The organism is Pedobacter terrestris (assembly GCF_052343045.1).
Lineage (GTDB): Bacteria > Bacteroidota > Bacteroidia > Sphingobacteriales > Sphingobacteriaceae > Pedobacter.
The window spans coordinates 3,478,141-3,499,621 of sequence record NZ_CP180264.1 but is presented as its reverse complement, the minus strand read 5'-3'; the positions used below and the strand labels follow the sequence as shown (position 1 = coordinate 3,499,621).

The 21,481-nt window shown below is 40.1% G+C and carries 18 protein-coding genes; 14 read left to right on the top strand and 4 right to left on the bottom strand.

All coding sequences use genetic code 11. The features are described 5' to 3' along the window. Nucleotides 1–85 precede the first annotated feature (85 nt). Entirely contained in the window at nucleotides 86–1,372 is a 1,287-nt protein-coding gene (gene tyrS / locus ACJVDH_RS14810) for a tyrosine--tRNA ligase (protein WP_443944179.1), read from the top strand. 49 nt (nucleotides 1,373–1,421) lie between these two features. Here the strand turns inward: tyrS and ACJVDH_RS14805 are convergent, their stop codons facing one another. Next, the gene (locus ACJVDH_RS14805) at nucleotides 1,422–2,624 is read right to left on the bottom strand and encodes a GTP-binding protein (RefSeq protein ID WP_443944178.1); all 1,203 of its coding nucleotides are present in this window, start codon (nucleotides 2,622–2,624) and stop codon (nucleotides 1,422–1,424) included. 87 nt (nucleotides 2,625–2,711) lie between these two features. Here ACJVDH_RS14805 and ACJVDH_RS14800 point away from each other — a divergent pair, with 87 nt between their 5' ends. From ACJVDH_RS14800 to ACJVDH_RS14765, 8 genes are read left to right on the top strand one after another with little or no spacing between them, the layout of a single operon-like run. Then, entirely contained in the window at nucleotides 2,712–3,107 is a 396-nt protein-coding gene (locus tag ACJVDH_RS14800; RefSeq protein ID WP_443944177.1) for a MerC domain-containing protein, read from the top strand. 11 nt (nucleotides 3,108–3,118) lie between these two features. Beyond that, nucleotides 3,119–3,292, top strand: coding sequence for a hypothetical protein (locus tag ACJVDH_RS14795; RefSeq protein WP_443944176.1), 174 nt, complete (start codon nucleotides 3,119–3,121; stop codon nucleotides 3,290–3,292). Continuing rightward, the gene (locus tag ACJVDH_RS14790; protein WP_443944175.1) at nucleotides 3,285–3,911 is read left to right on the top strand and encodes an ABC transporter ATP-binding protein; all 627 of its coding nucleotides are present in this window, start codon (nucleotides 3,285–3,287) and stop codon (nucleotides 3,909–3,911) included. The genes ACJVDH_RS14795 and ACJVDH_RS14790 overlap by 8 nt, the downstream gene beginning before the upstream one ends. Beyond that, a complete protein-coding gene (locus tag ACJVDH_RS14785; RefSeq protein ID WP_443944174.1) occupies nucleotides 3,908–5,128 on the top strand; it encodes an ABC transporter permease in 1,221 nt (406 codons plus the stop codon). The genes ACJVDH_RS14790 and ACJVDH_RS14785 overlap by 4 nt, the downstream gene beginning before the upstream one ends. A gap of 1 nt (nucleotide 5,129) precedes the next feature. Further along, a complete protein-coding gene (locus ACJVDH_RS14780; protein ID WP_443944173.1) occupies nucleotides 5,130–5,570 on the top strand; it encodes a hypothetical protein in 441 nt (146 codons plus the stop codon). Continuing rightward, on the top strand, nucleotides 5,563–6,012 hold the full coding sequence (locus tag ACJVDH_RS14775; protein ID WP_443944172.1) for a hypothetical protein: 450 nt from the start codon (nucleotides 5,563–5,565) through the stop codon (nucleotides 6,010–6,012). Before ACJVDH_RS14780 ends, ACJVDH_RS14775 begins: the two co-directional genes overlap by 8 nt. After that, entirely contained in the window at nucleotides 6,009–6,458 is a 450-nt protein-coding gene (locus tag ACJVDH_RS14770) for a hypothetical protein (RefSeq protein WP_443944171.1), read from the top strand. The genes ACJVDH_RS14775 and ACJVDH_RS14770 overlap by 4 nt, the downstream gene beginning before the upstream one ends. 20 nt (nucleotides 6,459–6,478) lie before the next feature. Then, entirely contained in the window at nucleotides 6,479–6,916 is a 438-nt protein-coding gene (locus ACJVDH_RS14765; protein ID WP_443944170.1) for a Fur family transcriptional regulator, read from the top strand. 6 nt (nucleotides 6,917–6,922) lie between these two features. On the opposite strand, the gene ACJVDH_RS14760 is transcribed toward ACJVDH_RS14765, so the two are convergent. The 3 genes from ACJVDH_RS14760 to ACJVDH_RS14750 are packed head-to-tail and all read right to left on the bottom strand — an operon-like array spanning nucleotide 6,923 to nucleotide 10,720. After that, nucleotides 6,923–7,906, bottom strand: a complete 984-nt coding sequence (locus tag ACJVDH_RS14760) for a LuxE/PaaK family acyltransferase (protein ID WP_443944169.1) — start codon at nucleotides 7,904–7,906, stop codon at nucleotides 6,923–6,925. A gap of 19 nt (nucleotides 7,907–7,925) precedes the next feature. Next, a complete protein-coding gene (locus ACJVDH_RS14755) occupies nucleotides 7,926–8,285 on the bottom strand; it encodes a hypothetical protein (RefSeq protein ID WP_443944168.1) in 360 nt (119 codons plus the stop codon). A gap of 5 nt (nucleotides 8,286–8,290) precedes the next feature. Next, entirely contained in the window at nucleotides 8,291–10,720 is a 2,430-nt protein-coding gene (locus ACJVDH_RS14750) for a penicillin acylase family protein (RefSeq protein WP_443944167.1), read from the bottom strand. Between the two features lie 196 nt (nucleotides 10,721–10,916). Between ACJVDH_RS14750 and ACJVDH_RS14745 the strand changes: the two genes are divergently transcribed. From ACJVDH_RS14745 to ACJVDH_RS14725, 5 genes are all read left to right on the top strand, one after another. Further along, nucleotides 10,917–13,805 carry a TonB-dependent receptor gene (locus ACJVDH_RS14745; protein WP_443944166.1) on the top strand — a complete coding sequence of 963 codons (2,889 nt, stop codon included), beginning with the start codon at nucleotides 10,917–10,919 and terminating at the stop codon, nucleotides 13,803–13,805. Between the two features lie 154 nt (nucleotides 13,806–13,959). Continuing rightward, nucleotides 13,960–16,422, top strand: a complete 2,463-nt coding sequence (locus ACJVDH_RS14740; RefSeq protein WP_443944165.1) for a glycoside hydrolase family 31 protein — start codon at nucleotides 13,960–13,962, stop codon at nucleotides 16,420–16,422. Between the two features lie 59 nt (nucleotides 16,423–16,481). Beyond that, nucleotides 16,482–18,449: a 1,4-alpha-glucan branching protein GlgB gene (gene glgB / locus ACJVDH_RS14735; RefSeq protein WP_443944164.1), complete on the top strand. Its 1,968-nt coding sequence runs from the start codon at nucleotides 16,482–16,484 to the stop codon at nucleotides 18,447–18,449. Nucleotides 18,450–18,640: 191 nt separating this feature from the next. Continuing rightward, on the top strand, nucleotides 18,641–20,728 hold the full coding sequence (locus ACJVDH_RS14730) for an Ig-like domain-containing protein (RefSeq protein ID WP_443944163.1): 2,088 nt from the start codon (nucleotides 18,641–18,643) through the stop codon (nucleotides 20,726–20,728). Between the two features lie 40 nt (nucleotides 20,729–20,768). Then, nucleotides 20,769–21,458, top strand: coding sequence for a hypothetical protein (locus ACJVDH_RS14725; RefSeq protein WP_443944162.1), 690 nt, complete (start codon nucleotides 20,769–20,771; stop codon nucleotides 21,456–21,458). The last annotated feature ends 23 nt before the right edge of the window (nucleotides 21,459–21,481 follow it).

Here is a 21,481-nt window from a genome sequence, read left to right as displayed (position 1 = left end):
CGTATTGACACTCAGAAATCTATAGCTTAATACGGATTAACCTAATGAAAATTTTATCTTTGCGCACAAATAATCAAAAATAATAATGACCAATTTTGTTGAAGAGTTAAGGTGGCGCGGTATGCTACATGACATTATGCCGAATACGGAGGAGAAGTTAAACGAAGGTATGACCTCTGGTTATATTGGTTTTGACCCAACCGCAGATTCACTGCATGTAGGCCATTTAACGCAGATTATGACTTTGATCCATTTCCAGAATGCAGGCCATAAACCTTTTGCTTTGGTTGGTGGTGCAACAGGAATGGTAGGCGATCCATCAGGTAAGTCTGATGAGCGCAATCTTCAAACACCAGAAATGGTTGAGCATAACCTGAATGGCATGAAAGTTCAGCTGGCTAAATTCTTAAAATTTGAGGATGCCGGTAATGGCGCAGTGATGGTGAACAATGCCGATTGGTTTAAAGAAATGAATCTTTTTACTTTTATTCGCGATGTTGGTAAACACATTACGGTAAATTATATGATGGCAAAAGACAGTGTTAAAAGACGTTTGGAAGGAGATTCCGGACTTTCTTTTACCGAGTTTTGTTATCAGCTTATCCAGGGGTACGATTTTTATTACCTGTGGAAAAACCGCAACTGCCTGGTTCAAATGGGCGGTTCTGATCAATGGGGCAACATTGTTACCGGAACAGAGTTGATTAGAAGAAAAGATGCTGGTACGGCTTATGCGATTACTACGCAATTGATTAAAAAGGCAGATGGAACCAAATTTGGTAAAACCGAAAGTGGCGCGGTCTGGCTAGATCCGGAGAAAACGTCTCCATATAAATACTACCAGTTTTGGTTGAATGCATCTGATGATGATGTTAAAAAGTGGATCAGAATTTTTACGTTAAAGACTAAAACAGAAATAGAAGCTTTAGAAATTGAGCACGAAGCTGCACCGCATTTACGTATTTTACAAAAAGCATTAGCAGAAGACATTACAATTAAAACGCATTCTGTTGAAGCTTTAGAAACAGCAATCAAAACTTCCGAATTCCTTTTTGGAAATGGTACTTTAGAATTTCTTAAAAGTTTATCTGCCGTACAGGTTTTGGAAATGTTTGAAGGTATTCCGCAGTTTAAAATTTCCAAATCAGAGCTATCTGCTGGAATTGACGTAGCAACATTATTGGTAGAAAAAGCCAACGTATTTCCTTCAAAAGGCGAAACTAAAAAGCTGATTCAAGGTGGAGGAGTTTCTATTAACAAAGAGAAAGTCACAGATACTGCGCAGATCTTTAATAGTGAAAACTTAATCAACAATCAGTTCGTTGTGGTACAAAAAGGCAAGAAAAATTACTTCCTACTTATCGCAGAGTAGTTTTTATGATATTAAAATAAACGGCCCGTTTTTTCGGGCCGTTTTTGTTTTAGAAAATTACTTTTTTAAAAGGATTACTGAAAACGAAACCGGTTTTAAACAATTTGATTTCTGTATCAGATAAAAGGCACTCTTGTAAAGCATTCTGCAAATCCTCGTTGTCCATTTCCTGACCTATAAACACCAATTCATTTATACGGTCGCCAAAGTCATCGTCCCAATTTTCATGGATCTCTGCGCGGTTTTCCAGGTAATCGGTATAAGATTCACGCTCATCAAAATCCATACTTGCCCACCAAACACCAGCAGGATCAATTCTTAATGAGCCTCCGGCCTGTGAAAAATTAATGGCCTGATCTGGAATTGCGGCCAGATAAAAAATTCCTTTAGAACGGATAATGTTAGGCGGGAAATATTGATTTAGGTAATCCCAAAATCTTTGCGGATGAAAAGGCTTTTTGGAACGGAATACCGTAGATCTGATACCATATTCTTCTGTTTCTGGCGTGTGCGTTTCTTCCAGTTCTTTTTTCCAACCTGCACCTTCAGAAGCATTTTCAAAATTAAAAAGTTTAGTGTTTAAAATTTTTTCCGGGGCGATACTTCCAAACTGGCTATTGTAAATCTTCGCACCAGGATTAAGTTTGCGAACTAAGGAAGAAAGTACGTTTAAATCTAGCTCACTGACTAAATCTGTTTTATTGAGCAGAATAACATCTGCAAATTCGATCTGATCGGTAAGCAAATTCACAACCGTACGGCGATCGGTCTCGTCTTCTACCAGATTGCGCTGTATAAGGTGGTCTGCAGAACCAAAATCCTTATAAAAGTTATACGCATCTACAACAGTAACCATCGTATCAATGTAGCTAAACCGACTAAGGTCTATTCCAGATTGTTCATCTTTAAAACTGAACGTCTGTGCAACCGGAATCGGTTCAGAAATACCAGTGCTTTCTATCAACAGGTAATCAAACCTGTTTTCCATAGCCAGCTTTTCTACTTCTATCATTAAATCTTCGCGCAGTGTACAACAAATGCAGCCATTGCTCATTTCTACCAGTTTTTCATCCGTTTTTGACAAACTGTTCTGACTTTTAACCAAAGCAGCATCGATATTGATTTCACTCATATCGTTTACAATCACTGCAACTTTTAGGTCGTTCTTATTCGCCAGTATGGCATTTAGCAGCGTGGTTTTTCCACTTCCCAAAAAACCACTTAAGACGGTTACGGGTAATTTCTTTATCATGTTAATGCAATTATGTTGCAAATATATTTTTAAAATTCACAAATGCAACAATATTGCTTTTATATTTGTGCACTTAATATTATAGATATGAAATTAGCAATGAGGAAAATAAATTTGGATAGGATAGGGATCACAGCGTCAACACTTTGTGCAATTCACTGCGCTGCTTTGCCATTTGTGCTTACCATGTTACCGCTATGGGGTCTTGAATTTCTAGCCAATGAAGCAGTAGAAATTGGGATGATTGTACTGTCATTATTGCTTGGTATTTGGAGTTTAGGACGCGCGTATCGGAAAGACCATCAAAAAATACTGCCGGTATTTTTGCTTGTTATCGGATTTTCTTTCATCGGTTTCGGGCATTTTCTGGGCATAGATTCTTTAGAACCGATACTAATTCCTTTGGGTGGTGTTATCATCGCCGCCGCACATTTTGTAAACCTTAAACTTCTAAATACCTGCGTCATTAAACACAAACATTAATCTGGCATAACATGAATAAACTACACAAAATTTTATTTACCACCACGTTGGCCTGCGTTTCAATGCTTGCACCGTCTTGTAAACACAGTACCGATGACGGAATTGAACTGTACAGGCAATACGCCATAAAACATTTGGCACCAAAAACAGTAAACACATCAAAAACACGTTTGGCTAATGATTAAGATAAAATCTTTAACACATCGTTATGACAGCAAAAGGCAAATTGATTTCGCCGATTGGGAAATTGCCGATATGGAGCATTGGTTGTTGCTTGGTGCATCAGGAAGTGGAAAAAGCACGCTTTTAAACATCGTTTCAGGCTTATTGTCGCCAACTCAAGGTACCGTAAACCTAGATGGAACTGATTTATATTCATTACCTGCGCGTAAAAGAGATCAGTTTAGAGGTGCGCATATTGGAATTGTTTTTCAGCGGCCGCATCTCATCCGATCTTTAAATGTATTGGAGAACCTGGAACTCGCCGCTTTAATGGCCGGATTGCCAAATGATCATGCACATAACCTGAGCTTGCTTGATGCCTTAGCAATCCGCGACGAATCTTCAAAATACCCAGCTGCGCTTAGTCAGGGGCAATTGCAGCGGGTTTCTGTTGCGCGTGCATTGGTGAACCGGCCAGATGTATTAATTGCTGATGAACCAACTTCCAGTTTGGATGATACCAACGCCCGTCACGTTGTAAATATGCTCACTACGCAAGCTAAAAACAATGGCGCCGCATTGCTTATTGCTACGCATGATACCCGCATTTCTCCATTTATTGCCAACACATATACTTTATGAGCACGCTATTTGAAATTTGTATCAAAAACTTATCAAAAAACAAACTTGCTACTTGCTTAAATGTATTGTTGGTTTCCTTTGGTGTGGGAATTTTATCAATGTTGTTATTGGGTTCAATCCAGATTTCTGGCAAATTAGAATCAAATGCAAAAGATATTGATTTGGTTGTTGGTGCAAAAGGAAGTCCGTTGCAGCTCATTTTAAGCAGTATTTACCATATAGATTTTCCTACAGGAAATATTCCGGTTGCAGAAGCCGAAAAAATTATGCGCAACCCGATGGTGAAACGTGCTGTTCCGCTGGCTTTAGGTGATAATTACAATGGATTTAGAATTGTTGGTACCGATACTTCCTTTATTCATTTGTACGGACTGAAAATCAATCAAGGCAGTTTCTGGAAAAAAGATCTGGAAGTTACGCTCGGCAATACTGTGGCCGCAGAATCCGGACTTAAAATTGGCGATACATTTTTCGGTGCACATGGTTTAACCGGTGGCGATGATATACACAAACAACACGCATACCGCGTAAGCGGAATTTTAAAACTGCAGGGAAATGTAACCGATAATTTGGTTTTAACCAATATTGGCAGTGTATATAAAATGCACGAAAAGGGCGAAAGCGATGTACACCATCATCACGCAGACAGTGAAGAACATAAAGAGATTACAGATCGGGAAATTACTTCATTGTTAATTCAGTACCGTTCACCAATGTCGGTTATTTTATTTCCAAGAATGGTAAATAAAAGTACTGGCATGCAAGCCGCATCGCCTGCTATGGAAAGTGCCCGTTTATTCTCACTTATTGGCGTTGGCATCAATACACTCAAATGGTTCGCTGTATTAATTATGGCCATTTCCTGCTTCAGTATTTTTGTTAGTCTGTTTAATGCTATGAAAGAACGAAAGTACGATTTGGCCGTAATGCGTTGTTTGGGTGCTTCTAAAAGTAAACTGTTTATAATGGTTTTGATAGAAGGTATTCTGGTCACTTTTATCGGTACACTTGTTGGCTTGTGTATCGGGCATTTTTCACTTTCCCTTATTGGATTTTATCAAGATTCCTCTCAGGCCAGATTAAGCGGGCTACATTTTGATATTGGTGAAATTTATCTATTAATTTCAGGAATTACCATTGGTGTAATTTCATCGCTTATTCCGGCGTTTCAAAGTTATCATGTAGATATAGCGAAAACTTTAAATAAAGACAATTAGCATGAAAAAGATAATTTTAGGCGTTCTGTTTATATTGAGTATGCATTGTAGTTTTTCACAAATTGTTCACACCGATTTGCGTACGCCCACGTGGAATGTAATTGGTTTACGTTACGATGCAGAACTTTCTCCCGGAAAATGGGGAAGTGTGTTTCCGGCAAAGCTGAAAGCATTGAACAAAAAGCAAATTACCCTGCCGGGATATATGATACCGACAAAGGTGGGGGAAAAATTTTCGCAGTTTTTGCTTTCTATTGTACCAATTGCATCTTGTCCGTATTGCGGTTCTGGAGATATTCCATCGATGATTGAAGTAAAGATGGCCAAACCTGTAGCCATAACGGAAAGACCAATTAAAATTACAGGCATTTTTCAGATCAATGCTTCTGGCGATGACCGCAGCGAATTTTTCCTGCTTAATGCAAAACTGACTCATGAATAAATTACTCTTAGCGGCAATCGTTTCCCTTATTTTTTCTCTTTCTTATTTCAACCTAAAGGCGCAACCGCAAGTACATACAGATTTACGTACGGCAAATTGGAGTCTTATCGCTTTGCGACAAGAAAAACAAATAAAGCCTTTGGTTTGGAAGGTAATCTTTCCTGCAGAACTCAGAACATTAAATAACCAAACAATAGAGCTTCCGGGCTACATTATTCCTATAAAAGTAGGCAATAGTTTTTCGCAGTTTATGTTGTCTATTGTGCCGATAGAATCTTGTCCATTTTGTGGTTCGGGCGATATCCCATCAATGGTGGAAGTTAAAACACAAAAGGCTGTTAACTGGACAGATAAACCTATCCGCATCCGCGGGAAATTTATCATAAACGAATCTGGCGATGGGCGCTCTGAATTTTTCTTACTTAATGCGATACAATTATGAAATTGTTTGCCGTTTTTTTGCTCATATTTTTGCGGTTTCAGGGCTTTGCTCAAACGCAAAAACACAATCCAAATGATCAGCTCAGGTCGCTAAATTGGGACATTATCGGCTCGGTGCAGTTTGAACTTACAGAAAAGAACCAGCTGATCCCGATGTTTTCTGAATTGATCAAAAGATTTGAAAACAAACCTTTCGAACTTAAAGGTTATCTTATCCCGATAAAAAGCGGGCAAAAACAACAAAAATTTTTGCTGGCCACATTGCCAATTAATCAATGCTTTTTTTGTGGGCAGAATGGTGTTCCGGTAATGATTATGGTGGAGATGGACAGTCCCATTGCTTACAGCGATAAGCCCATACAAGTAAAAGGTATATTGAAACTGGAAAGTAAAGATGCGAGTTACGCACCCCCAATCACCATCAAAAATGCCAAAATCAGTATATAAATGCGTATTTTTGCAAAGTTATGGAAAACAACACAGAGCGATTTGAAGAACTATTGGTTAAAAATGGATTGAAGCGTACAGCTGCACGTTTGCAGGTGCTGGAAATTTTAAATGGCCGTGATTCTGCGACTTCTCAACCTTATTTGGAACAGGTAATGGGAAAAGATGCAGATCGGGTTACTTTATATCGCGTATTGCAGGCTTTTGAAGAAAAAGGCATTATCCATAAGGTGCTCGATAGTCACGGAACCGCGAATTATGCCATTTGTTCTCACGGTTGTACAGAACACAAACATCAGGATGAACATGTTCATTTCGACTGCGAAAACTGCCATAAAATTTACTGCCTGGATAATGTACAGATTCCGCAACCTCATGTTCCGGAAGGTTTTAAAGTAGAGAGACTGAATTTAATTGCAAGAGGAATTTGTGCGCAATGTGCGCAGAAAGCTAGTTAATATGGTTTATTGAACCAGCAGATTGCAACCTCTGATGTCGGCATTGTCAAATCTGCCCAGAACCTCAAAATTACCTTCCACATCCATACGGCCCAGATCTTGAGTTGCAATAAAACTGCAAGAGTGGATATTGGCTAAATCAATGACGTTTATTCCTCCGGTTTTTCCTTCGTCAATTAATGAAAGTGGATCATTGGTATCGCGAATCAAAACGCGCATCCAAGCCGGGCATTGAAACAAACCTTCGCCTAAAGAATAGGCTTGAGAAAGTAATTCGGTCATTCCATATTCGCTGTGAATAGCGGAGATGCCAAAGCCTCGAGTAAGTACGCTGTGCAACTCTTCTCTAACCATTTCTTTCCGTCTGCCTTTCATTCCGCCAGTTTCCATCACAATTAGGTCAGGAAAATCGATATCAAATTTTTCAATAAAATCCAGTAAGGCGTAAGTTACGCCAATTAATACTGTAGGCTGTCCGCTTGCTTTAAGTTCCATCAATGTCTCCAACAGTTCATCATGGTTGTAAAGGAAGTAACCGCTTTTTGGATGATTGCTTTTCTGGATTAAGTCATTCACCATGTAAATAAGAGAAGAACCTGCACGTTGTTGATAGGAAGGCAACAAAGCTAAAAAACAATATTCATCTACTTTTCCGTAAAACTGTTCAAATGCTTTAAGATAACTTTGCTCATAAAGCTGCACATCTGTAACATGATGGCTGCTTTGAATCATTCCGGTTGTGCCAGAACTGCTGAAGGTAATTTCTACAGGATTCTGATTGCTGAGTACACTATGGGATTTAAAAAAGCCAATTGGAAGAAAAGGAATTTGTTTTATTGTAGATATGCGATCTGGGTTAACGCCCAAATGATAAATGTAATCTTTATATACCTGGCAATTTGCAGCCTGATGTTTGAAAATTTTTAAGGTAATCTGTTCAAACTGCTGTGCATTGGGTATGGAAAATATTTCTTCGCTATTTATATTCACGGCTCAAAAGTACGAAGGCTTATGCTATTTTTTCGTCAGTTTTTTTGCGCAGCATGGCCATTCTGAAATGATATCCACAAAAACCACTAATGCCAGCTGCCAAACCAGCCAATATTCCACTAACAATAAGTAAAGCCCACCACAGTTTTATACCCGTCATTACGGCAACTCTGCCGGCAAGAACGTTATCATTCGGCAAACTTTTAAATAAGGCATATCCAATCCACAATAAGGCGATGGCTAAAAAAGAATGCCAAAAGGCAATTTTCCCACTTTTACTAATGATGCCGCATGTAGCGAAAGAGATAACAATGATTACCCACCAAGGTGCAATCATTTGGAGCAGAAAACAGATAATTAATATTGCGATGAATACCATTTTGGTTATTTTGAAATTTTTAAACGAGAGATAATTTTTCCAGATGTATCGGTAGGGTTTTGCATGAAAAACAAATCGTAAAGCTGTCCGTTTACCCAGGTATCCAGCATGTTATCGTAAAACTTGCTTCCAGGGTTTCCGGATTGTCCACCCGGATAAACGCCATGTCCTTTAGGTGTTTTGCCCAGTTCAATCACCATTCGCCATGATGGGCCATTGGTTTCGCCCAAAGCATTTATTGTACTTTTCGCGCCACCAATCATCAGTATTTTAGATCCGAAACCAGGTATTTTTGCCAAATGTGGTACGTTGCTTTGTTTTACATTTGCCCAGGCCCATTCTTTATTGATTGGCCCGAAACGGCGTTCCAGACTATCGCAGCTAAATTTGAACGCTTCATTTACCAAATCGGTAAGGGTTTCTTTTTTATTGGTATTGATGTTGTCATACCAGGGCGCATTGGGTTCTTTCAAAATCATCTCTACCGTTCTGTCTCTAGAAGGATAGCGCATTGGGATACCTTTAACGGTAAACTCGTCGTCCCAGATATCAAAGCTTAGTCGTTTTGTCCAGATTTCAAAAATACTGGCCGCAATTTCACCGGCATCATAACGTTTGTTCCACTTTGCCGTGATAGACATGGCTTCTTTTTGAGTAGCATTAAGTTGCTCCGGATCTAACAATGGTAAAAGTGCAGGCAATACATTTTGCGCCAAAATACTGTAGTTGTCCGTTTGCATTAAGCGAATGCTATCTGCAGTGGCCTTATTCATTGCACTTAAACGATTATTGATCCGTTTACCACGCTCATAAGGAGAAAATTCCCAATTGATGTAATACGGATAACTTGGATCTGTTGAAGATTGATTTGCAGAACTTACAAATCCTCTTGGCGGATTTTTTACCGTAGGATTCTGGTTGTTTGGAATCCATCCTTGCCAATCGTAAGCCGGATCGGTACCGTCAAGAATAAATTTTCCTTGGTTTTTCCATTTCAAAGGGAATTTCCCATTTGGTGTAATGGCGATATCATTGTCTACACTTGCAAAAGCAAAGTTCTGTGCGGGTGCAGTATAAAAACTTAAAGCTTTGCGGTAATCATTGTAATTTTCTCCGCGGTTTAACAGGTAAAAGGTTTTTAGTTCGTTTGATTTTTCATGTGCAATCCAGCGCAAAGCGTCGCCCACAGGTACATTTCCAGCTCTGGAGTATTTGGGTTTTTGAAAGTATACAACCGGACCGTGGTGCGTATAAACAACAGTGTCTATTTCTGATTTATCGCCACGGATTTTAATTTCTTCATTCCGCTTAACGGTTGCATTCCACTTGCCTTTGTACCAGTAATTGTTATGTGTAGAGTCTTTAAATCTGATCTGATAAAAATCCAACACATCTGCAGCAACATTGGTTACGCCCCAGGCAATTTTATTGTTAAAACCCACTACAATACCAGGTGCGCCCGGTAAAGATACACCGTAAGCATTTATGCCCGGCGCGTGTAGCTGAATCTGGTACCAAATGGATGGCAAAGTAAGATCAAGGTGTGGGTCATTCGCCAGAATTGGGTAACCTGAAGCGGTTTTACTTCCAGAAAGTGCCCAGTTGTTGCTGCCAATGCCTTCTTCTTTTTCTTTTGTTTGTACGGTTCCGGTAGTAGCATCTGTAAAACTCTGTGGCGTTGCCGGAATTTTCAATGGATTAAAATCCCATTTTGTACCTACCGGAATAATTGGATCTTCGCGGAAAGGATAATCGGGGAAAAGGTTTTTGGTAATTTCCGGGCCGAATTTTTTTAGAATATTCGTCATATAAAATTCATCAGAACCCATTGCCAAAACTGCAGACATTTGTTTAAGCAGCAGCGCACATTTTATTGGTGTCCAATTTTCAGGTTTAAAATCCAGAATTTTATATTCTAGAGGATAACTGGCAGGAGAAAGCGTTTTGATGTATGCGTTAATTCCATCGGTATACGCCTGGATCATTTCCCGAGATTGCGGATCGGCCATCATGCCTTCCAATGATTTTTCTGCACCATATACCATTCCCATTCTGCGCTGATAACGGTCTACTTCTATAGCTTTTTTACCTACTACTTCACTAATTCTTCCGGCTGCAAAGCGCGTCTGGAAATCCATCTGCCACAGTCTGTGCATGGCCGTAACATAACCTTGTGCCAGATACAAATCGTAATCGTTCTGCGCAAATATGTGCGGAATCATGCGGTCATCAAATACAATTTCAATTTTATCTTTCGCACCTTTAATCTTCACTTTGTGGTTAAAAATAAAATGGTTGTTCTCGGCGTTTTGCCAAAAACCGCGGAAAGGATTTAGAAATTTTAACAAAGGTGGTGTATCGCCAAGTTTGGTATTAAAAAGAAAAGCAATAGCTATAGGTATAATTATGCAGAAAAGCGCTTTGATTTTATTCATTGTAGGTAGCTAAAAGTTCAACATCAAATTGTTAAGATATTGTTATTAAATATGCAAAGTACGATAAACTAAATGGCGGTCAAAATTACAAAATTGATTTATACTTATTGCGTAACACAAATTTGTTTAATTCAGAAAAACAAATTAAGTTTATATAACTAATTAATCGCTAACCAAATAACCAATCAACTAACTTATGAGCAGGAAGGGTTCACGCATCTTTTATTTGATGTTGATTTTCGCTGCGCTGCATATTGCAGTTGCCAAGTCACAAACAAACATTATCCAGGGAACTGTTACAGATAGTCAAACTAAAGAACCCTTAACCGGTGTTACGATTTTAATTAAAGGAAAAAGTGGAGGCACCACGAGTGATGCACAGGGTAAATTTACGTTGAGTACTGCTGCAACCTTTCCACTTACACTACAGTTTTCTTACGTGGGTTATGCCAAACAAGAGCGCCAGTTAAGTTCTAAAAGTGAAAGTATTAATATTGAAATGCAACCAGAAGTTGTTTTGGGTGGCGATGTTGTAGTTTCCGCATCACGTACACCAGAACGCATACTAGAATCTCCGGTTTCTATAGAACGCATGAGTGCTGCTTCTATACGCGAAATTGCAGCGCCTTCATTTTATGATGCGCTAAACAATATGAAAGGCGTAGAAAGCAGTATGCAGAGCTTAACGTTTAAATCCATCAATACGCGTGGATTTAATTCTAATGGAAATACCCGTTTTAACCAATATATTGATGGAATGGACAATCAGGCACCGGGACTTAATTTCTCTGTTGGCAATATTGTCGGCATTACTGAGCTTGATGTTGATAATGTAGAGCTTTTGCCTGGTGCATCTTCTGCATTGTATGGCGCAGGTGGCATCAACGGAACTTTACTGATGACTTCTAAAGATCCGTTTCGTTATCCGGGTGCAAGTTTTCAGTACAAAACGGGCGTTAACCACGTGAATGATGACAACAGCAGTGTACAACAATTTAATCAACTTGATGTTCGCGTGGCGAAATCCTGGAACAATAAATTTGGTGCGAAAGCAGCGTTTTCTTATCTGCAGGCCAAAGACTGGTTTGCCGGAAATTATTCCAATTTCGATCGGATTTCCAACAGTCCAAAAGCCGGCGATCGCAATTCAGATCCTGGATATGACGGCGTAAATGTTTACGGCGATGAGGTGAATTCCAATTTACTTGGCGCGGCACGCGCTGTCCAGGCAGCTTTTCAGGCATCTTCGCCAGCCGGCTTTGCCGCATTTAATAATTTTATAAATGCAGGATTAACCTATCCTCAAATTGTTTCTATGGTAAGCTCCAACGCGACTTACGCCGCGTTACGGCCAGCTTTACCTTATTTAGGCGTAATGTATAGCCTTAATAAACAAACCACACCAAGTCAAACCGTATCGCGCACAGGCTACAATGAATCAGACCTTGTCGATTATGATACAAAATCCATGAAAGCATCCGGAGCATTATATTACAATATTACTTCTACCATTCAGGCAACTTTGCAGGCCAACTGGGGCACAGGAACTTCTGTTTATACCGGATCAGACCGGTATTCTCTTCGCAATTTTAATATCGGCCAATACAAAGCTGAAATAAAAGGACAAGATTTCTTTTTGCGTGCATACACGACACAAGAACGTTCCGGAGATTCTTACATCGCTTCCATTTTAGGTAGCTATATAAATGAAAAATCATCTCCAACAGCAGGACAATGGTTTCCAACTTATACATTGGCTTATTCTGCAGCCCGTTCTCAAGGTGCTGGAGATGCCGCAGCACATGCAGCAGCCAGAGCTGCGGCCGATGCTGGGCGCGCACAACCCGGAACACCAGCCTTTGAATCGTTAAAACAACAAATTCAGAATACCACCATTAGTGCTACAGATCCTTCAAAAGGGATTTATGGAGCGAAGTTTGACGATCGAACCAATTTGTATCATTATGAAGGGATGTACAATTTTACTAACCTATTAAATAATGCGGTAGAGTTGCAGGTTGGCGCATCATCCAGACTTTACCAGCTGCGCTCTGGCGGAACTATTTTTGATGATTTGAATCGCGAAATTAACATTAATGAATATGGTGCATTTGCACAATTGGGACGGAAATTTGGCCAGATCTTCAAGTTGACTGTGGCGGGGCGATACGATAAAAGTACCAATTTTGAGGGTCGGTTTACACCGCGTGTAACTGGTGTATTTACCGTTGCGCCAAACAACAATATCCGCCTGTCTTTTCAAACCGGTTACCGCAATCCAACCACGCAAAACCAATATATAGATCTTTCTGTTGGTGGTGGTGTGCAACGACTAATTGGTGGTTTGCCAGAGTTTTTAACCAAATACAATCTAAATGTTGAAGCACAGAAAGGATTTACAGAAAGCAGTTATCGTGCTTACGTGGCCTCAGTAATCGCTGGTGCACCAAACGCCGCATTGCTGCAAAAATATACTTTTGATGCCAGAGGCGTTCGTCCGGAAAGCGTTAAAGCATACGAAATTGGTTACAAAGGCCTGCTGGGTCCAAAATTTTTGATTGATGCCTATGCCTATTACAACGAATACCGCGATTTTATCACTGCCGTAAATGTATATCAGGATGTAAACGGAAGTTTTGTTAAATATGGCGTGCCGGTTAATGCAGAAGGTAAAGTTACCTCTTATGGTGCTGCTTTAGGTTTAGATTATCTGATTGGGAAATATAACGTTTCCGGCAATGTGTCTTACAATCAAATTGGCGATTTGCCCGCAAACTACATTAACGACTTTAATACACCAAAAGTGCGGTATAATTTGGGTTTGGGCAATAAAGAAATTATCAAAAATTTTGGATTTAACATTGCTTACCGTTGGCAAGACAGCTTTTACTGGAATTCATCATTCGCTGCAGGCAATGTTCCGGCGTATAGCTCATTAGATGCACAAGTAAGTTTAAGAATCCCTTCAGTAATGTCAGTGGTAAAACTAGGCGGATCAAATGTGCTCAACAAATATTACATCACATCTTACGGAAACCCGGCAGCAGGCGCCATTTACTACCTGGCTTTTACCTTCAATCCGTAAGTGTTTTTGCTCAAAAACTTACCCGGTTGCCTTAAAACGCAGCTGGGCTTTTTTATGATTTAATTTATCTCCTTTTATAAAATATTTGTAATATAGTGCTTTCTAATTGACCTCAACATTTATAAAAAGCTGTTAAGATTTTGAACACTTAAGGATGGAAGCGCAAAACGATACGCCTGACGATACAAAAGACCTGATCGAAAAGGAACAAGAAATACAACATTTAAACAATCCGGTAGATATTTCGGTAAAACCCATTGTAAAACAATACCTCGGTACTGTAAAAAGGGTAAAAAAGGAGGGCAACCGGTTTTATTTTTCCGATGGAGATGCACGGGTTGAAATTAGAGTGGTAAGCGATGAAATTATTCGCGTTCGTCTGGCTCCACATGGAGTTTTTCTCGATGAATTTTCATATGCCGTTCCCGAAGTAGATCAAAAGGTTTCCGTTTTTAAAATGACTGAACAGGAAGAAACCTATTCCATATCTACCAACTCGGTAACCTGTAAAATTGATAAAGCCACATTTCACATTTCTTTTCATGACAATGTAACCAATCTGTTGATGGTTGATGAAGCCAACTCAATGCATTGGGAAGAAAATGTAGATTTTGGCGGATATTATATTTATGCCACAAAAAAATGCCACCCTGAAGAAAATTTCTTTGGCTTAGGCGATAAATCTGGCAATTTTAACTTACGCGGTCGCCGGTTTGTAAATTGGAATACTGATGCCTATTCTTTCGGCTGGAATCAAGATCCATTATATCGCACCATTCCTTTCTATATCGGGCTACACAACAATGCCGCATACGGGATATTTTTTGACAATACCTTCAAGTCTTATTTTGATTTTGGCGGCGAAGATGTAGGGAAAACCAGTTTCTGGGCAGATGGTGGAGAATTGCAATATTACTATATCCACGGTCCGCATATGATGGATGTAGTAAAACGCTATGCCAGTTTAACGGGTACGCATCCAATGCCTCCAAAATGGACTTTAGGTTATCAGCAATGCAGATGGAGTTATTATCCTGAAACTAAAGTGAAAGAAATTGCACGACAGTTTCGCGAAAGAAAAATCCCTTGTGACGCGATTTATCTCGATATCGATTATATGGACGGTTACCGTTGCTTTACCTGGAACAAAAAATATTTTCCAGATCCGAGACGGATGATCCGCGAACTTGCTGACGATGGTTTCAAAACCGTTGTAATGATTGATCCCGGAATTAAAGTAGACGACGATTATTGGGTATTTAAAGAAGGAAAAGAGAAACGCTTTTTCTGCCGAAGAAGTGATGATTATTATATGGAAGGGCATGTATGGCCCGGACGATGCCAGTTTCCAGATTTTACCAATCCTAAAGTACGTACCTGGTGGGGCAATTTGTACAAAGAACTGGTAGATATGGGCGTTGCAGGATTCTGGAACGATATGAATGAACCTGCTGTATTTGGTTCTGGAACTTTCCCAAATGATGTACGCCACAATTATGACGGATTTCGCGGTTCTCACCGCAAGGCACACAATGTGTACGGTATGCAGATGGTACGTTCTACCTACGAAGGTTTGAAAAAGCTGATGCGCAATAAAAGACCGTTTACCATTACCCGTGCCGGCTATGCAGGAATGCAACGTTTTGCAAGCGTGTGGACTGGCGATAATATTGCCACTTGGGAACACTTAAAAATTGGCAATATCCAATGTCAGCGTTTATCGGTTTCTGGTGTTCCATTCTGCGGAACCGACATTGGCGGTTTTAGCGGTGAGCCAGATGGCGAATTATTTACCCGATGGATTCAATTGGGTACATTTTCACCTTTTATGCGTGCGCATTCTGCAGGAGATACAGCCGAAAGAGAACCCTGGAGTTTCGGAACATTTTTCGAAGATATCAACCGCAAATTCATAGAGCTGAGGTATCGTCTTTTGCCATATTTCTATTCTGTATTTTGGGAACATCACCGTTATGGTTTTCCAATTTTGCGGCCTTTGGTCATGCTGGAGCAAGAAAACCTAAGCAATCATTTCCGTCAGGATGAATTTACCTATGGCGATAAATTATTGATTTGCCCGGTTTTAGAACAAGGTGCCATTTCACGCAGGGTTTATCTCCCGAAAGGAAAATGGTACAACTACTGGACAAATGAAATGCTGGATGGTGAAAATGAATATACTGTTGAAGCCAAAATTGACAGCATGCCGATTTTTGTTCGTGCAGGTTCTGTTATCCCGCAATATCCGGTGATGCAGTATGTTGATGAAAAATCAATTACAGAAGTGGTTCTGAATATTTACAACAGCGATTACGAAGTCAATTCGTTTATGTACGAAGACCACGGAGATACTTTCGCTTACGAGCAGGAAATTTATCTGGAGAAAAAATTTGTTGTAAAAGGAGATAGCACTTCCATAAAAATTAGTCAGGTGAGCGAAGGGATGTATACACCAAATTATGAACTTTACAATTGTAATGTGAATGGTGTTGCATTTCAGGTAAAAAAGGTGGTGGTAGATGGTCGCGAGATCGCAGATTTTACAACTGATGAACACAATTGCCTGCATTTTAAATGCACCAAAACTTTTTCTGAGATTTTAATTTTAAGTCTCTAAATCTTTTAACCCCAAATACTGTTTAGTACTTGGGGTTAAATATATCTAACCAAAACTACATGCCAACACCTAAGAAAGTCCCTTCATCCAAAAAAATCAGCAGCAACAAAACAAACCAGAGCCAATCGGTTTGGGTACACAGTTTATTTACTGAATATGATATTGATCTGTTTTCTGTAGGCAAGCATTTTCGTTTGTATGAAAAAATGGGTTCGCATATTCTTGAAGTTGATCAGGTAAAAGGGGTTTATTTTTCGGTTTGGGCGCCAAATGCGCATCAGGTTAGTGTTGTTGCAAACTTCAATAACTGGGATGCATCTTCACATCATTTATATAAAAGACCAGACAAATCTGGCATTTGGGAAGGCTTTATTCCAGGCTTGGCAAAGGGCGAGGTTTACAAATATTCTGTTGTGGGTTTTGATGGTTCTGTACATCAAAAAGGCGATCCTTACGCGCGCCGTTGGGAACACCCGCCTCAAACTGCCTCAATCGTCTGGGAAACCGATTACAAATGGAAAGATAAAAAATGGCTAAATACCCGTACGCAGATTAATGCGCTGGATCAACCCATTTCCGTATATGAAATTCATCTGGGTTCATGGCAGCGTGATCCCGCAGATCCGGAACGTGTGCTTGCCGCGAAAGAAGTAGCCAAAACACTTATTCCGTATGTACAAGAAATGGGATTTACCCATGTAGAATTGATGCCCGTGATGGAATTTCCTTTTTTCCCGAGTTGGGGATATCAGATTACAGGTTATTTCGCTGCAAGTTCCAGATATGGATCGCCAGAAGATCTTATGTTTTTAATTGATGAACTGCACAAAGCCAGCATTGCCGTAATTTTAGATTGGGTGCCATCACATTTTCCGGGCGACAGACATGGTTTGTATGAATTTGATGGTACACATCTTTACGAGCACGCAGATATGAGGAAAGGTTTTCATCCCGATTGGAAATCGTATATTTTTAATTACGACCGGAATGAAGTACGGTCATTTTTAATCAGTAACGCTATTTTTTGGCTGGATCAATACCATGCAGACGGATTACGTGTAGATGCTGTTGCTTCGATGCTTTATTTTAACTTCTCGCGAAAAGATAAAGATGCAGCAACAAATGAGTATGGCGGAAGTGAAAACCTTGGTGCCATTCAGTTTCTTCAGGATTTAAACGTAGCAGTGTACGGAAATTTTGAAGGCGTTCACACCATTGCCGAAGAAAGCAGCACCTATCATGGCGTAACACATCCGGTGCATGCTGGTGGTTTGGGTTTCGGAATGAAATGGATGATGGGATGGATGAACGATACGGAAAAATATTTCAGAATAGACCCTTTAGGAAGAAAACACCATCAAAACCTGCTTAGTTTCAGTATGACTTACGCATTTACGGAAAATTTTATGCTTCCATTTTCTCATGATGAAGTTGTGCATGGCAAATCACCAATGATTTATAAAATGCCAGGCGATGAATGGCAAAAGTTTGCAAACCTTCGCGCGCTTTACGCGTACATGTTTACCCATCCTGGTGCTAAACTGCTTTTTATGGGAAATGAATTTGGCGCAACAAATGAATGGAATTTTACGCAATCCCTAGATTGGCATCTGCTGCAGTATGCGCCACATAAAGGCATGCAAGAAACTGTAAAAGCTTTAAATTTCTTATTGCGGAAAGAACCAGCACTTTACCATTTCAATTTTAGTTATGAAGGATTTGAGTGGCTGGATGCAGACAATGCCGATGAATCTGTTTTCGTATATATGCGTAAAGGCCCAAAAGCTAAAGATACTCTAATTATTGCGTTAAATTTTACTCCTGTGTTACGCAACAACTATCGGATTGGCGTTCCATTTGACGGAAAATGGAAAGAAATCTTTAATACGGATGCGCCTGAATTTTTTGGCAGCGGCTGTATTAATGCGGTAGATGTCTTGGCTGAAAATGATGGGTACAACCAGCAACGCTATTCTATAACTGTAAATCTACCTCCATTAGGCGTTACCATTCTAAAAAACAGATAACTTATCGCCATTATTGTTAGCGTGTTGTCATTCATTTAAAAAAAAATGAATAAAATGAACGCACCTAAAATCCAAGCACTTCTTTTTTACGTAAGATCACAAATAAACCCCTAAGTTGTGCTCTCCCAAACAAATTGAAGAGGTTTTTTTGTCTATTTCTATTCGGATGTTTTTTTTCCCTGGGTGGTCATTTGTACGCGCAAACATGTACGAATACATCGCGCCTATATGCCAATTTTCAAACCTGGGCAGGCACGTCTGCAGGTCTTTTGGCTACGCCCGGAAAGGTTGTGGATGATATAAATGCTGCCGATACAGACCCTTCATCATATTCTACACTTTCTGCAAATACACTTATCGGAAGTTCAGAGGTAATTCAGTATTTGGAATTTACTAATGACGGATCACACGCAAGCAAAATTTCGGTTGCTGGAAATAAAATCACCAAATTAAAAATTTCTCTTCCCGCAGCCTTTGTTGGCGTAAGCGGGACAGTAGAAGTTGGTACGTTTATCAATCTGAATACAACTGCGAAAACAGCCACACGTAGCGCAACATATAATGGACCGATTGCCGGATTGTTAAGTGGCGATGGCGCTATAGAACTGGATGTTACTTCTGCTGCGCCATATAATGGTGTATATGTGCGACTTAGTGCTACGCCACTTGCTGCGCTTGGTATTTCTACGAGAGTTTTTGCTGCCTATACTACAGAAACTACAACGGTTAATTTGGATTGCGATAAAGGAATTGATGTGCTAACAGGCGTAAACGGAGCAAACTTACTTAACTCTACAGCTGCGGTTACAAATTCATACGCAGCGATAGATGCAGATCCAACATATGCGACTTACGCTACTTTAAATACAGGGTTGCAAGCCATAAACGAAGTATTTTTAACTGCAATTTTCGCCAAAGCGTCGCAACCCTTGGATTCTGTAAAAATTGTTTACGATGGAGGCGGAGGCCTCAACTTGCTTAGTGGTTTTACCATACAACCTTATCTCGAAAATACCGCTGTAGGAGGTGCGTTTGGTACTACAAATGTCACTGTTAAGCCAGTGGCAGGTTCTGCAACAAAATTTGAAATTTCTTTCCCGGTAGCTGCATCTTTCGATCGCGTTAAAATTTCATGGGGAGGTTTGCTTGCGGTAGGTACCGAGATGCATATTTATAATGTAACTAAAGTACTTCCAAAGCCACAACCATTAATAAATGGGGAAGCAACCGATATTAAAGAGATTTGCTTTGGCAAGCCCAATATTTTATCTGTTGCCAACCAGCAATCTTGTACAACCTACAACTGGTACACCAGTTTGAACGCAACAACTCCAGTTTATACCGGACCAAGTTATGATCCGGGCGAGTTGAGTGTTGGTCAGCATATTTATTATGTTGAATCTCGGCGAGACAATTGCCTGTCGTCCGTTTCTGAAAGGGTAAAAATAATTTTAAATATCAATCCTTTGCCCACGGTATCGGTAACAGATGCCAGTACCTGTGCCGGAACTGCCGCGCAGTTGTCTGTAAATAATCCGCAAAGCGGAATTTCTTATTTATGGTACGATGCATTAACTGGTGGCAATCTTTTGTTTACCGGCAATACATATACTACAGCAGTTTTAAACGCAGATAAAACCTACTATGTAGAATCTGTGAACCAAACTACCGGTTGCGTAAGTGCAGCACGGCAACCTTTAAAGGTTTTGGTTAAGCCGTACGCAACAATTGGTATTACTTCTGGCGCAGGGCAGGTTTGTGTTGGCGAAAGCATTGCATTATCGAATACCGTTTCTGGCGGTTATTGGACGTCTTCAGATGCTGGTATCGCAACGGTTGATGCCACTGGTTTGGTTACCGGAAAAGCCACAGGAACTATTTCAATTTTGTATACCATTAATGCAACTGCTACAACTTGCGCCAATTCTGTTGCTTTTCCTGTTCAGGTAAATGCGCTGCCCGATCTTGCTTTGGGCACTGTACCAGAAATCTGTTCAGGGTTTAATATGAGCGCATTAACCTATTCTAATGCAGTTAACAATCCGATAAGTTATAGCATCACCTGGGCAGATGTAAACTTTAGTTCAATTACAAATGCAACACTTCCGGCAGGAAATATTCCATTCACTTTACCCGCCAATATTGCTGCGGGGAGTTACTCCGGAATGTTGACGATCAAAAATGCAAATGGCTGCTCACGCACCATGCCTTTTACAATACACATTGTTCAAAAACCGGCAGCGCCGCATGTGCTGCTCAATACCAGTTCACAATATTAATTAAACAAAAAATATAGAAACAATTTTAAATCCAGTCCCCATGACACGTATCATCACAAAAACTCTCGTAGTGGCTACATTAATTCTTTTTTGTAGTTTCTTGCATGCAAATGCACAGGTATCGCCCGCGGCCGCAGGCACAAATTTATTTTGCCAAGATGCCGATTTAATACTCCCGGCACCAGCTACAGGTCAGCAATGGATTGTACGTTATAGCGCAACCTCTACCACAATGGCATCTACGCCGGTAACCTTATCCGGCGGAATAAAAATTCTAGCCGCAGATTTAAAAACCGGTTATTACTATCTGAGTTCTAAAGCCACAACAGCAGGTGCCTGTGAATCCGATATGCAAGAAATTCCGGTTTATGTATTGAAACCTTTAGTAGTCAATTTTACTGCGGCAGATTTTTGTGTGGAGAGCCCACAAACGCAAAAAGGTTCAGTTACAAATCCTGAAGATCCAACTATTACCACTCTGGCTTACCAATGGTATACAGTTAGCGGCGGAAGTGAAACTGCCATTGCAGGAGAAAACGGAAAAGATTATACGCCAGCTGCTCCTGCAGTAGGTACTAAAACCTACAGATTAAAAGTTGGATATGTGATCAATGGAAATAAATATTGCCCGCAAACTGTAGATCACAACGTAACTGTTTCAGCAAAACCATCAAAACCAACCATTACACCAGCGGAAATTACAGGTACGGCAGGCGCAGTAACATTTTAATCTAATAAAATCCGGTAGTATTA

Coding starts and splice junctions, on each gene's coding strand:
- tyrS (WP_443944179.1), top strand. CDS start 86: ATGACCAATTTTGTTGAAGAGTTAAGGTGGCGCGGTATGCTACATGAC.
- ACJVDH_RS14805 (WP_443944178.1), bottom strand. CDS start 2,624: ATGATAAAGAAATTACCCGTAACCGTCTTAAGTGGTTTTTTGGGAAGT.
- ACJVDH_RS14800 (WP_443944177.1), top strand. CDS start 2,712: ATGAAATTAGCAATGAGGAAAATAAATTTGGATAGGATAGGGATCACA.
- ACJVDH_RS14795 (WP_443944176.1), top strand. CDS start 3,119: ATGAATAAACTACACAAAATTTTATTTACCACCACGTTGGCCTGCGTT.
- ACJVDH_RS14790 (WP_443944175.1), top strand. CDS start 3,285: ATGATTAAGATAAAATCTTTAACACATCGTTATGACAGCAAAAGGCAA.
- ACJVDH_RS14785 (WP_443944174.1), top strand. CDS start 3,908: ATGAGCACGCTATTTGAAATTTGTATCAAAAACTTATCAAAAAACAAA.
- ACJVDH_RS14780 (WP_443944173.1), top strand. CDS start 5,130: ATGAAAAAGATAATTTTAGGCGTTCTGTTTATATTGAGTATGCATTGT.
- ACJVDH_RS14775 (WP_443944172.1), top strand. CDS start 5,563: ATGAATAAATTACTCTTAGCGGCAATCGTTTCCCTTATTTTTTCTCTT.
- ACJVDH_RS14770 (WP_443944171.1), top strand. CDS start 6,009: ATGAAATTGTTTGCCGTTTTTTTGCTCATATTTTTGCGGTTTCAGGGC.
- ACJVDH_RS14765 (WP_443944170.1), top strand. CDS start 6,479: ATGGAAAACAACACAGAGCGATTTGAAGAACTATTGGTTAAAAATGGA.
- ACJVDH_RS14755 (WP_443944168.1), bottom strand. CDS start 8,285: ATGGTATTCATCGCAATATTAATTATCTGTTTTCTGCTCCAAATGATT.
- ACJVDH_RS14750 (WP_443944167.1), bottom strand. CDS start 10,720: ATGAATAAAATCAAAGCGCTTTTCTGCATAATTATACCTATAGCTATT.
- ACJVDH_RS14745 (WP_443944166.1), top strand. CDS start 10,917: ATGAGCAGGAAGGGTTCACGCATCTTTTATTTGATGTTGATTTTCGCT.
- ACJVDH_RS14740 (WP_443944165.1), top strand. CDS start 13,960: ATGGAAGCGCAAAACGATACGCCTGACGATACAAAAGACCTGATCGAA.
- glgB (WP_443944164.1), top strand. CDS start 16,482: ATGCCAACACCTAAGAAAGTCCCTTCATCCAAAAAAATCAGCAGCAAC.
- ACJVDH_RS14725 (WP_443944162.1), top strand. CDS start 20,769: ATGACACGTATCATCACAAAAACTCTCGTAGTGGCTACATTAATTCTT.